This window comes from Nocardioides ferulae (assembly GCF_003660455.1).
GTDB lineage: Bacteria > Actinomycetota > Actinomycetes > Propionibacteriales > Nocardioidaceae > Nocardioides > Nocardioides ferulae.
Map to the genome: position 1 here is coordinate 164408 of NZ_QZVR01000001.1, position 16422 is coordinate 180829.

The window sequence follows — 16422 nt, forward strand, 5'->3', positions numbered from 1 at the left end:
GGGTCGCTCACTCACCTCGGACCGGCGAGGGAGCGGACCGTCTCGATCGTGTCTGCCTCGACGGCGGTCTTGTCGTCGCGGTAGCGCACCACCCGCGCGAAGCGCAGCGCCAGCCCACCGGGGTAGCGGGTCGAGCGCTGCAGCCCGTCGAAAGCGACCTCCACCACCTGCTCGGGCCGCACGTGCACGACGTACGACGAGCGGGAGGTCTCCAGCTCGAGGAACCGCTCGGTCTGCCAGGCGAGCATCTCGTCGGTCATGCCCTTGAACGTCTTGCCCAGCATCACGAACCCGCCGGTCTCGGGGTCGCGGGCGCCCAGGTGGATGTTCGACAGCCAGCCCTGGCGGCGGCCGCTGCCCCACTCGACGGCCAGCACCACCAGGTCGAGGGTGTGCACGGGCTTCACCTTTACCCACGCGGCGCCGCGCCGGCCGGCGTCGTAGCCGGCGTCCAGGTTCTTCACCACCACGCCCTCGTGGCCGGCGTCCAGCGACCAGCGCAGGTGGGCGGCGGCGGCCTCGGCATCGTCGGTGACCACCCGTGGCACCCGGAACCGCTCGGGCACCAGCCCCTCCAGCGCGGCGAGCCGGTCGCGGCCCGGGGCGTCGAGCAGGTCGTCGCCGGCGAGGTGGAGCAGGTCGAAGAAGTACGGCGTCACCTCGACGCCCGTCGCCTGCGCGGTGCGCGACGCGGTCTCCTGGAACGGGCGCGGCCGGCCGGCCTCGTCGAGCGCCAGCGCCTCGCCGTCCAGCACGAACCGCTCGGCCGGCAGCGACCGGGCGATCTCGACGACCTCGGGCAGACGCGCGGTGATGTCCTCCAGGGTGCGGGTGGCGATCAGCACGGCATCGCCGTCGCGGTGCACCTGGATCCGGATGCCGTCGAGCTTGGTGTCGACGGCGACGGTGCCGTCACCGGCCTTCGCGAGCGCGGCGCCGAGGTCCGGGGCGCTGGAGGCCAGCATCGGCAGCACCGGCCGTCCCACCTGCAGTCCGATCTCGGCCAGCGCCTCCTCGCCGCGGGTGAGCGCGGCGACCGCGACGGCGACCGTCGAGCCCGCCAGCATCGAGGCCCGGCGTACCGCGGGCAGGGGGACGCCGGCGGCGGCCGCGACCGCCTCCTGCACCAGCGCGTCGAGCGCTCCCTGCCGCACCTCGCCGGTGACCAGGCCTCGCAGCCACGCCTGCTCCGCCTCGGTGGCGCGCCCGAAGATCTCGGCGACCGCGGCCGCCCGGGCCGCCTGCGAGCCGGCCCCCGCGAGGGTCGCGATCGCGTCGAAGGCGGCGTGCACCTCGAGCACGGTCAGGGTCGGCGCGGCGGCGGGGGAGGGCAGGGTCGCGAGGCTGCGCCAGCCGAGGCCGGTACGCCGCTGGCGCAGCGCGCCGGCGAGGTAGGACGTGACCGTCTCGACCTCGGCCTCGTCGGTGCGGCCGAGCAGGTCGGCCAATGCGGCGACCTTGGCCTTGCGGGAGCGGGTGGCCGCGACCGCGGCGGAGGTGGCGACGACGTCGGCGAGGAGCACGAGAGCATGGTGCCCCTCCGGTCGAGGGGTGAGTCGTTCCCGACGACACGGCGTGTCCGCGGGAATGGGTGACCCCTCGGCGTCAGGTCACCAGCCCGGAGGCAACGAGGTGAAGTCAGGCTCGCGGCCCTCGGCGAACGCGGTGAGCGCCTCGAGGTTGGCGGGGCCGCCCATCAGCTCCGCGAACGCGGCGTTCTCGCGCTCCCGGGCGGCCGCGATGCCGGCGCGCAGCGGCTCGGTCATCGTGCGCTTGACCGCGACCAGGCTCGAGATCGGCCGCCGGGCCAGCAGCTCGGCGTGGCGCCGCGCCTCGGGCAGCAGGTCGTCGGGTTCGCAGACCCGCCAGACCAGCCCCATCTCCCGCGCCTGCGCGGCGTCGACCCACTCGGCCGAGAGCAGCATCCAGGCGGCGTCCTGACGCCCGACGAGCCGGGGGAGCAGGTAGGAGGAGGCCGCCTCCGGGGCGACGCCGAGGCTGGTGAACGGGCACTTGAGCCGGGCGTTGCTGGCCATGAACGCCAGGTCGGCGAAGCCGAGGATGGTGGCGCCGATGCCGAGGCCCAGCCCGTTCACCGCGACCACCAGGGGCTTGGACAGCTCGGCCAGTGCGTCGACCAGACCGAGGAACCCGTGCTTGCCCGGCACGAACGCCGGGTCGGTGGCCCGGGCGTGCATCTCCGCCAGGTCGGTGCCGGCGCTGAACGCCCGCCCGTGGCCGGTCAACAGCACCACGGCCACGCCGGGATCGGCGTCGGCCGCACGAAGCGCCTCGGTGGTGGCGTCGTACAGCGCCTCGTCGAACGCGTTGAGCGCCTCGGGGCGGTCGAGGGTGAGCGTGCGGACCCGGTGGGCGTCGTCGACCTGGAGCGGCATGGCGGGCAGCCTACCCGCGACGAGAACCTGTTCTAGTGAGGCTCAGGATGGCAGCCGCCGTAACCCCCGCCTCCGGCACCTCGTTCGCTGGGCATCCGGGCATCCGGGCAACTGGGCATCGGGGCAACCTGACGACATCGGAGACGAGGGGAGCGGCATGGCCACTGCGAGACGCCGCACCCTGCTCGCCGCGCAGGTGCGCGCGCACGTGCCCGCGGCCGCGATCCCCACCCTGCATCGGCTGCGGCTGCGCCAGGACCTGCGCAACCCGCGGGTGCTGGCCCAGGCCCGCGAGCACATGGACTTCCTGGTCGGCGCGGTCCGTCCCGAGGCCGACCTCGACGCGCTGGCCCGCGGCTACCTCGCCTGCATGCGGTGGCGGATCGAGACCCGCTGGCACTACGAGGTGCACCGTCCCGCCGTGCGGGTGGAGGGCGCCGAGCACCTCGCCGCCGCGCACGGGGGCGCGGTGCTCAACTTCCTCCACCACGGCCCCTTCGAGAGGGTCGGGCTCTCGGTCGCCCAGCACGGCCACCACCTGCAGATGATGATGGCTCCCTGGTTCTTCGACCCCGACGCGGCGCCGTGGCTGCGCCAGCACGCGCTGATCAGCACCCGTGGCTGCAGCGGGTTCAGCTCCGCGGAGGGCTCGGCGGGGGTGCGCGCCCGGCTCGAGGCCGGCCAGTTGGTCGCCATCGCCAGCGACATGCCCGGACGCACCGAGGTCACCTTCCTCGGACGCCGCCGACTCGGCTCGTTCGGCGCGGCCCGGCTGGCCCACGAGACCGGCCGTCCGGTGCTGGTGGTGACCAGCCACCGCGACGCCGCCGGCGAGCACTTCCGGGTGCACGAGCCGCTCGACCCCGCCGAGTTCGACGACGCCCACGCGCTGCTGCGACGGATGCTGTCGATCCACGAGCCGGCCGTGCTCGCCTGGCCCGAGGCCTACGAGGAGCCGCGGCAACGGTGGGGGAGCCCGGGCGTGGCGGCGACGGCCTCCGCGGTGTGAGAGTGACCGAGCCGATCGGCCGGACGGCTCGACTCCACACGCGCTCCGTTCACATCACACGCTCTGCAACGCGTGCGGTGCGCGGCGATCGGATATCCGGTGATCCTGCAGCGCCGCTCAGCCGCGGTCGTCGGCGTGCTCAGCCGCGAGGTCCTCGGCGAGCCGCCACTTGGTCAGCGGGTCGTAGTAGGCCTCGGGCCAGGCGAGCACCGACTCCTCCTGACGACGCAGGAGCTCGCCGAGCATCGCCTCGGGGCTCTCGAACGAGGCGGGGTGGAGCGGCTCGTCGAGCCGATAGAACGGGGTGCCGTCCGCCGCGCGGTGCATGGTCGCGTTGACCACCGGGCAGCCCGTCGCGTACGCCGCGCGGGTCGCGCCCGAGGAGCCGATCAGCTGCTTGCCGAGGAAGGTGACCGGGGTGCGACCCGGTACGTCGAGCGCCACGGCCACGACCGAGCCCTGCTCGAGGCGAGACCTGATGCCGGCGGAGCCCTCGGTCACCGGGAACAGGTGGCAGTCGCGCTCGGCGACGGCCTGGGTCTGTCGCTCCCAGGGGGCCTGGCGACCGCCGCAGAGGCCGGGGGTCGCGATCGCCTGGATGTCACGCCCCGACCGGCCCAGCGAGGAGCCGATGGTCAGGAACGGCCCGTGGTGCAGGAAGCTCACCACGACGCCGCCGGGGATGGCGTGCAGCCGGTCGAGCCCCGCCACGTGCAGGGGACCGCAGAGCGAGTGGTGCCACCGGGCCTCGTTCTGCCAGGCCTGGTAGGCCAGGTAGCGCTCGGCCAGCGCGTCGAGGTCGGCGTCGGGCCGCACCTGGTCGAGGAGCAGCGCCATGCTGCGCCGAGCCCGCTCGCGGACCCGCGGGTCACGGGCCGCCAGCCGGGCGCCGGCCCGGGCGCGCAGCGGGACGGTCGCCGCCGGCAGCGAGCGGCGTACTGCGGCGATGACCTCGGCGCGCTTGCTCATGCCGGACAAACGCGGCACCGCGGTCGAGGTCACGCCGGGCCGGGCCGCTGGCCCCGGCGGACTGGTCCGGTCGTGGCGCCGCGACGCCGTGACCTGGCGGGACCGGGCGCGTTGGAGAGTCGCAACGGTCCGGAAGGGGAGCAGATGATCAGCCGGTTGGCGCCGCCGTTCTCGACCCGTCGGCTGGTGCTGCAGGTGGCCCGCCAGGCCGTGCGCGAGCCGCGCCGCCTGGGCCACCGGGTGAACCGGCAGAACCTGGCAGCGTGGCGGCACCACCGCCGCACCGTCGCTCGGTGCAACCTGTGTGGCCACCAGGGGCCGCTGCACTACGAGCTGCCCGACCTCGCCACCTTCCGGCACCACCACATCGAGCCGTTGCGCGAGACGCTCCGCTGCCGCGGCTGCGGCGCCAAGATGCGCGACCGGGTGCTGGCCGCGGCCCTCCTCGAGGCGCTGGCCGAGCGCGGGGTGCACGCCGAGACCATCGACGAGCTCGCCGACCGCCTGCCGGAGGGCCTGCGCATCCTCGACACCGACGCCCACAGCCGGATCGCGCGGCGGCTGCGTCACCACCCCGGTGTCGTCCGCTCGCTGTTCCTGCCCGGACGCGACAACGGCGAGATGCTCGACGACGAGCGGATGCTCAACGTCGACCTGGAGCGGATGCCGTTCCCGGACCGCTCCTTCGACATCGTGATCACCTCCGAGGTGATGGAACACGTGCGGTACGCCGACGTGGCCCACCGCGAGATCGCCCGCTGCCTCACCGACTCGGGGAGCTACCTGTTCACGGTGCCCTACGACCCGGCGCTCGAGCACACCTGGCGGCTCATCGACCCGGTCACCGACCTGCCGCTGGTGCTGCCGATGCACATCCACGGCGACCCGATGATCCGCGGCGAGGGCATCAAGTCCTACCGGGTGTTCGGCCGGGACCTGGTCGACGACCTCGCCGCGGCCGGCCTGCGCGCCCGGTTCGCGCCCGTGCACCGCCCCGAGCTGGGCATCTTCGACGGCGACCTGTTCGTGGCCACCCGGGTCCCGTCGTCCGCCGCTGCCGGTTCGTCGGCCACCACAGCCGAGGTGGGGCATGGCTGAGATGCCTCCGCGGCGCAGGATCCGCTCCTTCGACGTCTTCGACACCCTGCTCACCCGCCGGGTCGGTGACCCGGAGGCGCTCCTCGACCTGCTCGCCGCCCGGCTCTCCGAGCGGGGGTTGCTCACCGGCACCGCCGCCGGGTTCGCGGCCGCGCGCCGGCGCTACGAGGCCGAGCTGACCCGGCTGACCGGCCGTCACGCCCCGCTCCCCGAGGTGCACGCGGCGACCGCGGCGGCTCTCAACGAGCCCCCCGAGCGGGTCGATGCCTGGGTGGCGGAGGAGGAGCGGCTCGAGCGGGAGCTCTCGGTGCCGCTGCCCGGCGCCCGGGCGCTGGTGGCCGCGGCCCGCGCGGAGGCCGACCAGGTGCTCTTCGTCTCCGACACCCCGCACTCGCCGGAGCTGGTGCGCGACCTGCTGGACGCCGCCGGCCTGGTGCAGCCGGCGGATCGCGTCCTGACCTCCGCCGGCCGGCCGCACAGCAAGAGCCGAGGCGGGTTCTTCGCCGCGATCGCCCGTGACCTGGGCCCGGGGGACTACCACCACGTGGGCGACAACCGGCGCAGCGACGTCGCCGGCGCCCGGGCCGAGGGCTGGTCGGCGCGGTGGGTCCCGGCCGGGCGGCTCAGCCGCTACGAGCGGCTGCTCGAGGAGCACGCGCGCCCGACCGGCGGGCTGACCTCCTGGCTGGCGGGCGCCTCGCGTCTGGCCAGGCTCGAGGCTCAACAGCAGGGGGTGCCGGCGCCGGTCGCCGAGGTGAGCAGTGGTGCGTTCGCCCCGCTCCTGGTCGGCTATGCGCTGTGGGTCGCGGGTCAGGCCCGGCGGCTCGGCGTGAAGCGGCTCTACTTCGTGGCGCGCGACGGTCAGGTGATGCTCGACGCGGCCCGCCCGGTGCTGGCCCAGGTGGCGCCCGAGCTGGAGCTGCGCTACCTCCACGGCTCCCGCCAGCCGTGGATCTTCGGCGCCAGCGCGACCTCCGACGTGGTCCTCGAGCGGTGGGCGACGCCCCGCCTCGACTTCACCCCCCGCACCGCCCTGGCCCGGGTGGGCCTGACCCCGGAGCGCGCGCACGCCCTGGTCGGCGACCCGGTCACCGACCCCTCCCGGGCGGACACCCCGCTCACCGCGGAGGAGCGGACCCACCTCGCCGGCCTGCTCCAGCGCGAGCCGCTGCTCCCGGTGGTCCGCGAGGGGGCCGAGCGCACCGCGCAGGAGACGCTGGCCTACCTGCGCCAGGAGGGCTTGCTCGACGGGGTGCCCAGCGCGCTGGTGGACGCCGGGTGGGAGGGGCGCACCGCCGCCGCCTTCGACCACCTGGTCGCCCGCGGCGGTGGCAGCCGGGCCGAGCACCTCGTGCTCGGCGTCCTGCCCTCGGCCGCCGACCCGCGCCGCGAGGACGGCGTCCGGATGACACCGTGGCTCTTCGACCGGCAGCGCAACCCGGGCGCCTGGCCCGCGTTCCAGGCCCCGAACATGCTGGTCGAGATGCTCTGCGCCGGCACCACCGGCCGCACCCTCGGCTACCGCGTCGGTCCGGACGAGGTCGAACCGGTGCTGGCCGCCGCCGACAACGAGCCGGTGCTGGCCTGGGGGCTGCCGCAGATGCAGGCGGTGGCCGTCCGGGTGGCCGAACTGGTCGCCCCGCACCTCGACGAGTCCGCTCTCCACGCCGACCTGCGTGGCGCCGTCGAGGCCGTGCTGCGGGCCTTCTGGACCGAGCCCACGAAGGCCGAGGCACGGGCCTGGGGCTCCTTCCCGTGGGAGGAGGAGATCTGGCCGCCGTTCGTGCCGGTGGCCCAGCGGATCACCACCACCGACGTCGTCGCCCGGTGGCGACGCGGCGACCGTCGCCTGCGCCGCAACAACTCGTGGCGGGCCGGTTCGGCGGTGGTCAGCGGCCAGCCGTGGCGCGCGGTGCTGCAGGTGCGTGCCTGGCAGGACGGGCAGCGAGCACGCTGGGCCCGACTGCCTCGCCGCGTGCGCCTGGAGCTCGCCGCACGGGCCCGCCGGTGACGCTCGCCTACGCTGGTCGCATGTCTCGGGGACGACGTCGCAGCCTGGCCGGGCTCTGCCTGCTGGCCACCGCCGCGCTCGCGCTCACCCTCGTCGCCCCGACCTCGGCCGGTGCCGCCCGGCAGTCCTCCGCGGCCACGACCGCCCCGGCGATGAGCACCGTGCCCGCCCGACCGGCCGACAGCCTGGTCGAGGCCTTCGGCGTCAACACCCACTTCGCCTACCTCGACACGCCGTACGCCGAGGCCGACCGGCTGCTCGAGGCGCTCACCGAGCTGGGGGTGCGGCACCTTCGCGACCGGATGTTCCTGCAGCGGCCCTGGTTCTTCGAGACGCTGCGCGAACTGGGCGCCGCCGGGCTGAGGTTCGACCTGATCATGGCCCGGCCCGGCTCCTGGGAGACCCCGGAGCGGCTCGTCGAGGCCATCGCCGCCGAGTTCCCGCAGGGTGTCGTCGAGTCGCTCGAGGGCGCCAACGAGTGGAACATCAACGAGCTCGCCGACCTCGACTGGGTCACCGAGCTGCGCACCCACCAGCAGCAGGTCTGGCAGGCCGCCCGCGCCGAGCCGGCCACCGCCGACCTGCCGATCCTGGCTCCCGCCCTGGGCCTGCGCAGCGGGTTCACCGAGCTGGGCGACCTGGGCCTGTTCTCCGACTACGGCAACGTCCACCTCTATCCGGGCGGCCGCCGCCCGAGCCACCTCATCGACCAGATGCTGGCCGCCGAGCGGATCGTCGTCCCCGGCCAGCCGGTCTTCGTCACCGAGGGCGGCTACCACGACGCGATGAGCACCGAGTCCGGTCACCGCCCGACACCGGAGTCGGTGATCGCCAGCTACCTGCCGCGGCTGCTGCTCGAGCACTACGGCCGCGAGGTCGTCAGGTTCTACGCCTACGAGCTGGTCGACCAGCGTCCCGACACCGAGGGCGCCGACCACGAGGCCAGCTTCGGGCTGCTGCGCCACGACCTGACGCCCAAGCCGTCCTTCCACGCGATGCGCCGGCTGCTCGACCTGGTCGAGGACCCCGGTCCGGCCTTCGAGCCGGAGGCGCTCACCGTCGGCGTCGACGGCGCGCCACGCGACCTGCGCTACGTGCTGGTCCAGCAGCGCGACGGCGAGCACGTGCTGCTGCTGTGGCGCGACGTCGCCGTCTACGACCCCCAGACCACCGAACGGCTCCCCGTCGACCCGGTGCCGGTGACGCTGCACCTGGCCGAGCGCTCCCGCGTGCTGGTCCACGAGCCCACCACCGGTGCGGCTCCGAACGCCTCGGCCGAGGGCACCTCGCTGGTGGTGCCGGTCGCCGGCGACGTGGTGGCGCTGCGCATCAACGCGCCCACGCCCACACCGCCACCGGCGCCCACAGCCACACCGGACCCGACGCCCATACCGCCACCGTCGCCCACAGCCACACCGGACCCGGAGCCCACCACCACACCGGAGCCCACCGGGACACCGGGACCCACCGCCGCGCCGCCGGCCACGCCCACCACCACGCCGACCGCCACGCCCACCGCCACGACACTCCCGGGCCCACCGCGGCGGGTGACGGTGCGCACCCTCGGACCCCGACGCGCGGTGCTGCGCTGGCGCCCGCCGGCGGCCGGGGCGACGCCGACCGGCTACCTGCTCCTCGTGCCCGGCGGCCGCGAGGTCGTGAAGCCGGCCGACGCCCGGCGCCACCGAGTCCGCCGGGCCGCGGTGCGACGCACCTGGTCGGTGCTGGCCGTCAACGAGACGGGCCGCTCCGCGGCCGTCGCCGTCCGGGTCCCGCCGCGCCGCACGCGCTGAGCCCCGGCTCGACGCTGGCCCGTCTTCCCCCCGACGGGTGTGGCATACCCGTGCGTAACCTCACATTCACTGCCGCGTTGGAGGTCACGACGGACGGGCCCCTCGCCGTCCGACCCGGCAGACCTCCCACTGCCGGGCCCCCACGGCAGGAGTGCTCATGCCCACTCACCCCCGCGCTGCCGCGCGGCCCGCCGCGCCGCGGGTCGTCATCGCCCACGACTACCTCACCCAGAAGGGCGGCGCCGAGCGCGTCGTCCTGGCCATGCTCGAGGCGTTCCCCGACGCCCGCGTGGTGACCACCATGTACAACCCGAGCACGACCTTCCCCGAGTTCCGCCGCCACCGCGTCGAGTCGCTGTGGCCCGGTCGGCTCAAGGTGCTCCGCGACGACCCCCGCCGGGCGCTGCCCGTGCTGGCGCGGGCCGTCTCCCGGCACCGCATCGACGACGCCGACGTGGTGCTGGCCAGCAGTTCGGGGTGGGCGCACGGCTTCCCGACCGACGCCCCCAAGATCGTCTACTGCCACAATCCCGCCCGCTGGCTCCACGTCGCCGAGGACTATCTGCCCAACGTGCCTCCGCACGCCCGGCTCGCCCTGCGTGCCCTGGAGCCGCGGTTGCTCGAGTGGGATCGCGCCGCCGCGCGCACCGCCACCCGCTACCTCGCGAACTCCACCGTCGTCCAGCGGCGCGTGCGCCGCGCCTACGGCATCGAGGCGGGGCTGTTGCACCCTCCGACCGGGATCGACCCAGACGGAGCGCAGCAGCCCGTCCCCGGCGTCGAGCCGGGCTTCCTGCTGACGGTCGCGCGGGCCCGCTGCTACAAGAACACCCGCGTGGTCTGCGAGGCCGTCGCGGCCATGCCCCACGTCCGGCTGGTCGTGGTGGGCGGTGCCGCCGAGCCCGGCGAGCCCACGCCGAGCAACATCCTGCGGCTCCGCGACCTCACCGACGCCCAGCTGCGCTGGCTCTACGCCCACGCCGCCGGGCTGGTCGGCGTCAGCCACGAGGACTTCGGGCTCACCCCGGTCGAGGCATACTCCTTCGGCGTGCCCTCGGTCCTCCTGCGCGCGGGCGGCTACCTCGACTCCAGCGTCGAGGGCCTGACCACCGTCTTCGTCGACGCCGTCGACGCCGACGAGCTGCGCGCCGGCATCGAGACGCTGCTGGCCACGGCCTGGCAGCCTGCCGCGATCCGCCGCCACGCCGACAAGTTCTCCGCGGCCAGCTTCGGTGCCGCGCTACACCAGGAGGTACGCCGGGTGCTGCCCGTCCCCGCCCTGTCCGACGCCGCGATCGTGCGGCCCCGCACCGAGCCGGTCGTGGCCTCGCTCGAACATGCCTGAGCCGCGCTCCCAGCACCGCCGGCCGCGTCACCCGAGCCGGCGGCCGCTGCTGCTGTTCGCCGTGCTGCTGACCCTCACGGTGCCGCTGCTGACCGCCGGCCCCGGTGCCCAGGCGGGCGACGGGCGCCGAGACGCACGGGCCCCGCGCCTGGACCCGGTGCGGGCCAGGCCCGCCGACGACCTCGTCGACGCCTTCGGCGTGCAGACCCACCTCGCCTACCCCGGCACGCCCTACCAAGACGTCGCGAAGGTGCGGCAGGCGCTCACCGGACTCGGTGTGCGACACGTCCGCGACCAGCTCTACGTGGGTCGTCCGGCGCTGTATGCCGCGATGCGCACCATCGCCGGCTCCGGCGTCCGGTTCAACCTGATCATGGGCAACCCGATCAGCTGGGAGACCCCGGAGCTGCTGGTCCGGACGCTGGCGGAGCACGTGCCGCACGGCGTGGTGGAGTCGCTCGAGGGGGCCAACGAGTGGAACCTCAAGGGGCGCTCCGGGTGGGCGCGCGAGCTGCGCCAGCACCAGGCGGCACTGCGCGCCGCGGCGGCCGCCGACCCCGCCACCGCCGACCTGCCGCTGCTCGCGCCCGCGCTCGGCATGCGCACCGGCTTCCAGGCGCTCGGCGACCTCACCGGGTCGGCCGACCTGAACAACGTGCACATCTATCCCGGGGGCAGGTCGCCGGCCACCTGGATCGCCGAGCTGCTCGCGCTGGCGCTGCGGCACGTGCTGCCGGAGGCCCCCGTGATGGTCACCGAGGGCGGCTACCACAACGCGATGAACACCACCTCCGGTCACCACCCCACACCGGAGCGGGTGGTCGGCGTCTACGCGCCGCGGATGCTGCTCGAGCACTTCCGTCGGGGCACCGAGCGGTTCTACATGTACGAGCTGGTCGACGAGGGCCCCGAGCCGGCGCTGGTCGACCCCGAGGCCCACTTCGGACTGGTCCGCTCCGACTTCACCCCGAAGCCCGCCTACCGGGCGCTGCGCCACCTGCTGCAGCTGGCCGAGGACCCCGGCCCGGCCATCCGGCCCGGCACGCTGGCCTACGAGGTGGAGGATGCTCCCCTCGACCTGCACCAGGTGCTGCTGCAGCGCCGCGACGGTGACTTCGTGCTGCTGCTGTGGCGCGACGTCAGCGTCTACGACCGGGTCTCCGAGCGGGGGCTGCGGGTCGAGCCCGCCCCGGTGACCGTGCAGCTGGACCGCCGCCGCACCGTCGCGGTGCACCGGCCCTCCCGCTCCGGTGACGCGGTCGCGAGCGTGCACGGCAGCCAGGTCCCGGTCTCGCTCACCGGCGACGTCGTGGCGCTGCGCATCTCCGGTGACGGACCCGCCCCGTCGCTGCCGAGTCGGCCACGCCGGGTCCGGGCGCACCTGGACGACGGCGACGCCGTGGTCAGCTGGCGGGCCCCGCGCCTGCGGGGCGCCTCGCGGATCCGGCACTACCGCGTGGTCCGGCACCCCGGTGGCGAGGCGGTGACGCTGGGTCGCCGCGCCCGCAGCGTGCGGATCCCGGTGCCCCCGCGCGCGACGCAGCTGCGGTTCGCGGTCCGGGCCCGCAACGCCACCGGCCTCGGCCGGGCGTCCTTCGCCGAGCCGCTCGGCGCCGACCGACCTGCCGGACGATGACCGGCTGGTGACCGGGTGATGAGACCGTGACCGACCGTGTGAACGGCCCACCGGCGACCCCTGCCGGCCCGCTGCCCGCCGACGGGCTGCCAGCCGAGGAGCTGTCCGCCGCCCCGGAGCACGGCGGGCGGGGCGGCCGGTCGATCGCCACCGTCGCGCTCTACACCGCTCTGTCGAACTTCGTCCTGCCGCTCACCTCGCTGGCCACCGCCCCGATCCTGGCCCGCGAGCTGGGGGCGACCGGCCGGGGCGAGATGGCGGCGGTGATCGCCCCGATCTTCATCCTGGTGGCGCTGGCCAGCATGGGACTGCCGGAGGCGGGGGCCTACGCGGTCGCCAAGCTCCGCGAGGAGCCCCGCCGGGTTCTCCGGGCCGCCGGCTGGCTGACCCTGGTCTACGGCGCGGTCGCGGTCCTCCTCCTGGTCGTCGTGGCGCCCCCCTATCTGCGCAACGCACCACAGCTGGTGCCGCTGCTGCGGGTCGTGGCGTTGCTCATCCCGGTGTCGATGTGGCTGCTGCTGGTCAAGGCGGTGGTGATCGGCATGCGCTCCCACGGCGTCGCGGCCGCCGAGCGGGTCCTCACCCCGGTGCTGCGGCTCACGGCTTTCGTCGTGCTCTGGGTCAGCGGCACCCTGACGGTCACCTCCGCGGTGTGGGCGCACCTGCTCTGCTCGGTCGCGGGTGGGTCCCTGCTCGTGGTGGCCCTGCTGCGCCGAGGCCCCCTGCCGGCGGCCGAGCTGACGACGGCCCCGGTCGAGCGGCTCACCCGTCACGTCGCGGCGTACGGTCTGCGCGGCTGGGGCGCCGTGCTCGGCAACCTGGTGATCTGGCGCCTGGACCAGGTGGTCCTGGTCGCCCTGGTCAGCCCCCGCCAGCTGGGCTACTACGTGGTGGCGGTGAGCTTCGCCGAGATCAGCGGCATGGTCGTGAACTCGGTGCGCAACATGCTGTTCACCGAGGCCGCGGCTCGCGACGACCGGCAGCTGATCGCCCGCGCCTCGCGGGTGATGGTGCTGCTGGTGACCGGCTCGGCCGTGGCCGGCATCCTGGTCGCCGAGCCGCTGATCTGGCTGCTCTTCGGCAGCGACTTCGAGCCGTCGGTGCGGCTGGCCCAGGTGCTGATGGTGGCCAGCATCCCCTTCTGCGTCGACCAGATGGTCACCGCGGGCGTCTATGCCGAGGGCCACCCGGGCCTGCGCTCGATCAGCCAGATCACCTCCGCGGTGGTCACCGTCGTCCTCCTGGTGGTGCTCGCTCCCCAGATCGGGGCGATGGGCGCCGCGGTCGCGAGCCTGGTCGCCTACTGCCTGGGGTGCGCGATCACGGTCGTGGCCTACCACCGCATCACCGGCGTGCCGCTGCGCCACCTGCTGGTGCCCGGGCGCGCGGACCTGGCACTGCTCGGCGGTCTGGCCGGCAAGGTGGCGCGCAAGGTGCGCGGCCGGTGACCCCGAGCCTGCTGCGCCGGCGGGAGCCCAAGCTGGCCGCTCGCGCGCTGGTGCGGCTGCTGCGGCGGCTGGCTCCCATCCGCGAGCACGTGGTGGTGACCGGCTACCCCGACACCGAGGGCAACGCGGTGGAGACGGTGCGCCGGCTGCTGGAGCACACCGACGCTCCGGTCGTCTGGCTGGTCTCCGAGCTGACGCCGGCCGGCGCCGAGCGGGTGCTCGAGCTGACCCCGCCGCCCGGACGGCTGCGGGTGCTGGGCAAGCGCTCGGCGTCCGGGTTCGCCGCCTACCTGACCGCGCGGCTCACCTTCTTCACCCACGGTCTCTACCTCAGTCCCGAGCCGCCGCACCGCAAGCCGGTGGTCAACCTGTGGCACGGCGACGGGCCGAAGGCCGGGCTGCGCGACCCGCACAACCTGCCGCCGCGCGCCAGCTGGATCGTGTCCGGTGCCCGGGTGTTCGGCGAGCGCAAGGCGAGCTTCCTCGGGGTTCCGCCGGACCGGCTCCTGGTCACCGGCAACCCCCGCTGGGACCAGCTCCGGCGCCCGGCCACCGACGACGAGCTGCGTGAGCTGGGCCTCGACCCCGGCCGGCCGATCGTGCTCTTCATGCCGACCTTCCGCTCCTCGATCGCGGTCGGCGCCAGGGCCGGGTGGAGCGACGCGGCCGGCACCTCCACGCGATGGTCGTCGACCGACATGCTGGCCGGGTTGGCCGCCGGCGCCGCCCCGCGGGGCGCCCAGGTCGTGGTCAAGCCCCACCCCCTCGACGCCGAGGAGTACGCCGTCGACGGGGCCACCTGCCTCACCAACCGGCAGCTCGACGCCGCCGGGGTCGCGCTCTACCGGCTGCTCGGCCGGGCGACCGCGCTGGTCACCGACTACTCCAGCGTCTGGACCGACTTCCTGGTGCTGGACCGGCCGATCGGCTTCGCCCTCGCCGACCTCGACGACTATGCGGGCGGCCGCGGCCTCAACGTCGACGACCTCGAGTCGCTGCTGCCGGGGCCGCAGCTGGTGACCCCCGGGGACTGCACGGACTTCGTCTCCGACGCGCTCGACGGCGCTCCGGCGCTGGCGGCGCTGCGGGCGACCTCCTCGGCCCGGGTGGGGTTGGCGCCGGTGGCGGGCTCAGCGGCCGGCCGGCTGCTCGACGAGCTCGCCGCCCACGGCGTGGTCGTGCCCACCGGGTGAGGCCGGGCCCGCCCGACCCATCACCGCGAGCAGCGTCCACAGCATCACCCCGAACGCGCCCCGCTGGGTGTCCTGGAAGAGCATCCCGAAGACCAGCGCCGCCACGCCCGCCGCACAGGCGGCGTCGAACAGCGAACCCTGCCGGGAGCGGGCCGCGGAGCGCACCGCGACCGCGATCAGCGCCCCGAACAGCGCGATCGCGCCGAGCGAGCCGTAGCGGACCATCGACTCGAAGATCCCGGAGTCGAAGCTCGCGAACCGCGGCACCGTCAGGTGCGAGCCCCCCGAGACCAGGGCAGCCCGACCGGTGGAGCCCATGCCCGAGCCGTCGAGGTCGGCCAGGGCCTGCGGCGCCACCTGGGCCTGGAACCAGTAGCGCGCGACCAGGCTGGAGTCCTCGGTGCCCTCGGTGCGGGTCTCCTCGAAGCGCTCGGTGACCCGCTCGACCACCGGGCTGCCGACCGCGGCGAGGACGACGAACAGGCCGGCGGCCAGCGCGACCGGGCGCAGCACCTGCCAGCGACGCAGCGCGAGCAGCACCAGCACCCCGACCACCAGCGCCAGCCAGCCCTGGCGGGACAGCGTCAGTCCCAGCCCGGCGAGGCCGGCGGCGGCAGCGACCACCTGGAGCGCGGTGCGCCGCTCGGCGACGAGCACCAGCAGCATCGCGCACAGCACCTGGGCCAGGTAGCTGGCCGTGCCGAGGGTGCCGAAGGTGCGGAACTCCTTGGCGACCGGCTCGCCGAGGTTGCCGACCCCGGACCCGATCATCCAGGCCTCGTCCCACGGCGGCAGGTAGAGGAACTGCACGACGGCGTAGCCGCCCAGCAGCAGCGCCCCCCACAGCGCCAGGCCACGCACCACGGCGCGCACCCGCTCGTCGTCGTCGGGGACCAGGAGCGTGAACAGCCCCAGCACGAACGGGGCGACGATCAGGGCGACGTCGCCGCCCGCCGCGGCCGGCCCGTTGCGGACCACCCCCACCGCCAGCGCATAGAGCATCACCCCGGCGGCGATCACGAAGAGCGCGGCCACGTCGCGGTGCAGCCGGCGACGAGCGCCCAGCACCCACGGGAAGGCGAGCAGGCTGACCACGGCGGGCACGGCGTTGACCGGGCTGAAGTCGTGATAGGTCGACTGCCAGTCGACGATCCGGCGGACCAGCGGCGCCAGCAGCCACATCGTCAGCGCGAAGCCGAGGTAGGCGTAGCAGCGGCGGGTCGCCAACAGCCAGACCGCGGCGCCCACGGCGGCCAATGGGAACAGCAGCATCGCGGCTGCGGCGGCACCGAGCGAGACGACTGCGGCGCCGGCGCACAGCGCCGCGGCGAGCAGCAGCCCGCCGGTGGCCCGATCGGTCATACCCGCCCTCCGGCTCCAGCCGGGTCGGTCCCGGCGACCGGTCCAACGCGCGGGCGCGGGGGAGGTCACGGCCGTACCTCCCGCGCGGGTTCCTCGTTAGGGGGCTGAGACGGACGGGTGTGCCGGTCCACCGGCACCACGACGGCGAGGTCAGGGGCGAAG

12 protein-coding genes are annotated in these 16422 nt (G+C 75.0%); 8 read left to right on the forward strand and 4 right to left on the reverse strand.

The features are described from left to right. Positions 1-11: 11 nt before the first annotated feature. Together D6B71_RS00775 and D6B71_RS00780 are read right to left on the reverse strand one after the other, a co-directional pair. The gene (locus D6B71_RS00775) at positions 12-1523 is read right to left on the reverse strand and encodes an ATP-dependent DNA ligase (protein ID WP_121251052.1); all 1512 of its coding nucleotides are present in this window, start codon (positions 1521-1523) and stop codon (positions 12-14) included. Between the two features lie 87 nt (positions 1524-1610). Continuing rightward, complete coding sequence (locus D6B71_RS00780) at positions 1611-2396, reverse strand: enoyl-CoA hydratase/isomerase family protein (RefSeq protein WP_121251054.1); 786 nt, start codon at positions 2394-2396, stop codon at positions 1611-1613. A 157-nt stretch (positions 2397-2553) separates the two neighbouring features. Between D6B71_RS00780 and D6B71_RS00785 the strand changes: the two genes are divergently transcribed. Continuing rightward, positions 2554-3405 (forward strand): LpxL/LpxP family acyltransferase, encoded by an 852-nt coding sequence (locus tag D6B71_RS00785; RefSeq protein WP_164519486.1) that lies wholly within the window; start codon positions 2554-2556, stop codon positions 3403-3405. Positions 3406-3522: 117 nt separating this feature from the next. Here the strand turns inward: D6B71_RS00785 and D6B71_RS00790 are convergent, their stop codons facing one another. Further along, positions 3523-4374 (reverse strand): lysophospholipid acyltransferase family protein, encoded by an 852-nt coding sequence (locus D6B71_RS00790; RefSeq protein WP_121251058.1) that lies wholly within the window; start codon positions 4372-4374, stop codon positions 3523-3525. Between the two features lie 144 nt (positions 4375-4518). On the opposite strand from D6B71_RS00790, the gene D6B71_RS23690 reads away from it, so the two are divergent. From D6B71_RS23690 to D6B71_RS00825, 7 genes are all read left to right on the forward strand, one after another. After that, complete coding sequence (locus tag D6B71_RS23690; RefSeq protein ID WP_121251060.1) at positions 4519-5472, forward strand: class I SAM-dependent methyltransferase; 954 nt, start codon at positions 4519-4521, stop codon at positions 5470-5472. Beyond that, a complete protein-coding gene (locus D6B71_RS00800; protein WP_121251062.1) occupies positions 5465-7483 on the forward strand; it encodes a hypothetical protein in 2019 nt (672 codons plus the stop codon). Before D6B71_RS23690 ends, D6B71_RS00800 begins: the two co-directional genes overlap by 8 nt. A gap of 20 nt (positions 7484-7503) precedes the next feature. Next, positions 7504-9276, forward strand: coding sequence for a hypothetical protein (locus D6B71_RS22545; RefSeq protein ID WP_164519487.1), 1773 nt, complete (start codon positions 7504-7506; stop codon positions 9274-9276). Between the two features lie 157 nt (positions 9277-9433). Continuing rightward, positions 9434-10621 (forward strand): glycosyltransferase, encoded by a 1188-nt coding sequence (locus tag D6B71_RS00810; RefSeq protein WP_121251064.1) that lies wholly within the window; start codon positions 9434-9436, stop codon positions 10619-10621. After that, entirely contained in the window at positions 10614-12257 is a 1644-nt protein-coding gene (locus tag D6B71_RS00815; protein WP_121251066.1) for a fibronectin type III domain-containing protein, read from the forward strand. Before D6B71_RS00810 ends, D6B71_RS00815 begins: the two co-directional genes overlap by 8 nt. Positions 12258-12283: 26 nt before the next feature. Further along, positions 12284-13705, forward strand: a complete 1422-nt coding sequence (locus D6B71_RS00820; RefSeq protein WP_121251068.1) for a lipopolysaccharide biosynthesis protein — start codon at positions 12284-12286, stop codon at positions 13703-13705. Beyond that, a complete protein-coding gene (locus D6B71_RS00825) occupies positions 13702-14898 on the forward strand; it encodes a CDP-glycerol glycerophosphotransferase family protein (protein WP_164519488.1) in 1197 nt (398 codons plus the stop codon). Before D6B71_RS00820 ends, D6B71_RS00825 begins: the two co-directional genes overlap by 4 nt. Here D6B71_RS00825 and D6B71_RS00830 read toward each other — a convergent pair. Further along, the gene (locus D6B71_RS00830) at positions 14836-16260 is read right to left on the reverse strand and encodes a hypothetical protein (protein WP_121251070.1); all 1425 of its coding nucleotides are present in this window, start codon (positions 16258-16260) and stop codon (positions 14836-14838) included. The two genes, D6B71_RS00825 and D6B71_RS00830, sit on opposite strands and share 63 nt — an antisense overlap. Between the last annotated feature and the right edge of the window lie 162 nt (positions 16261-16422).

Excerpts from the sequence above, each read along its gene's own strand:
- D6B71_RS23690 (WP_121251060.1), top strand. The coding sequence starts at position 4,519 with ATGATCAGCCGGTTGGCGCCGCCGTTCTCGACCCGTCGGCTGGTGCTG.
- D6B71_RS00800 (WP_121251062.1), top strand. The coding sequence starts at position 5,465 with ATGGCTGAGATGCCTCCGCGGCGCAGGATCCGCTCCTTCGACGTCTTC.
- D6B71_RS00815 (WP_121251066.1), top strand. The coding sequence starts at position 10,614 with ATGCCTGAGCCGCGCTCCCAGCACCGCCGGCCGCGTCACCCGAGCCGG.
- D6B71_RS00810 (WP_121251064.1), top strand. The coding sequence starts at position 9,434 with ATGCCCACTCACCCCCGCGCTGCCGCGCGGCCCGCCGCGCCGCGGGTC.
- D6B71_RS00780 (WP_121251054.1), bottom strand. The coding sequence starts at position 2,396 with ATGCCGCTCCAGGTCGACGACGCCCACCGGGTCCGCACGCTCACCCTC.
- D6B71_RS22545 (WP_164519487.1), top strand. The coding sequence starts at position 7,504 with ATGTCTCGGGGACGACGTCGCAGCCTGGCCGGGCTCTGCCTGCTGGCC.
- D6B71_RS00785 (WP_164519486.1), top strand. The coding sequence starts at position 2,554 with ATGGCCACTGCGAGACGCCGCACCCTGCTCGCCGCGCAGGTGCGCGCG.
- D6B71_RS00790 (WP_121251058.1), bottom strand. The coding sequence starts at position 4,374 with ATGAGCAAGCGCGCCGAGGTCATCGCCGCAGTACGCCGCTCGCTGCCG.
- D6B71_RS00830 (WP_121251070.1), bottom strand. The coding sequence starts at position 16,260 with ATGACCGATCGGGCCACCGGCGGGCTGCTGCTCGCCGCGGCGCTGTGC.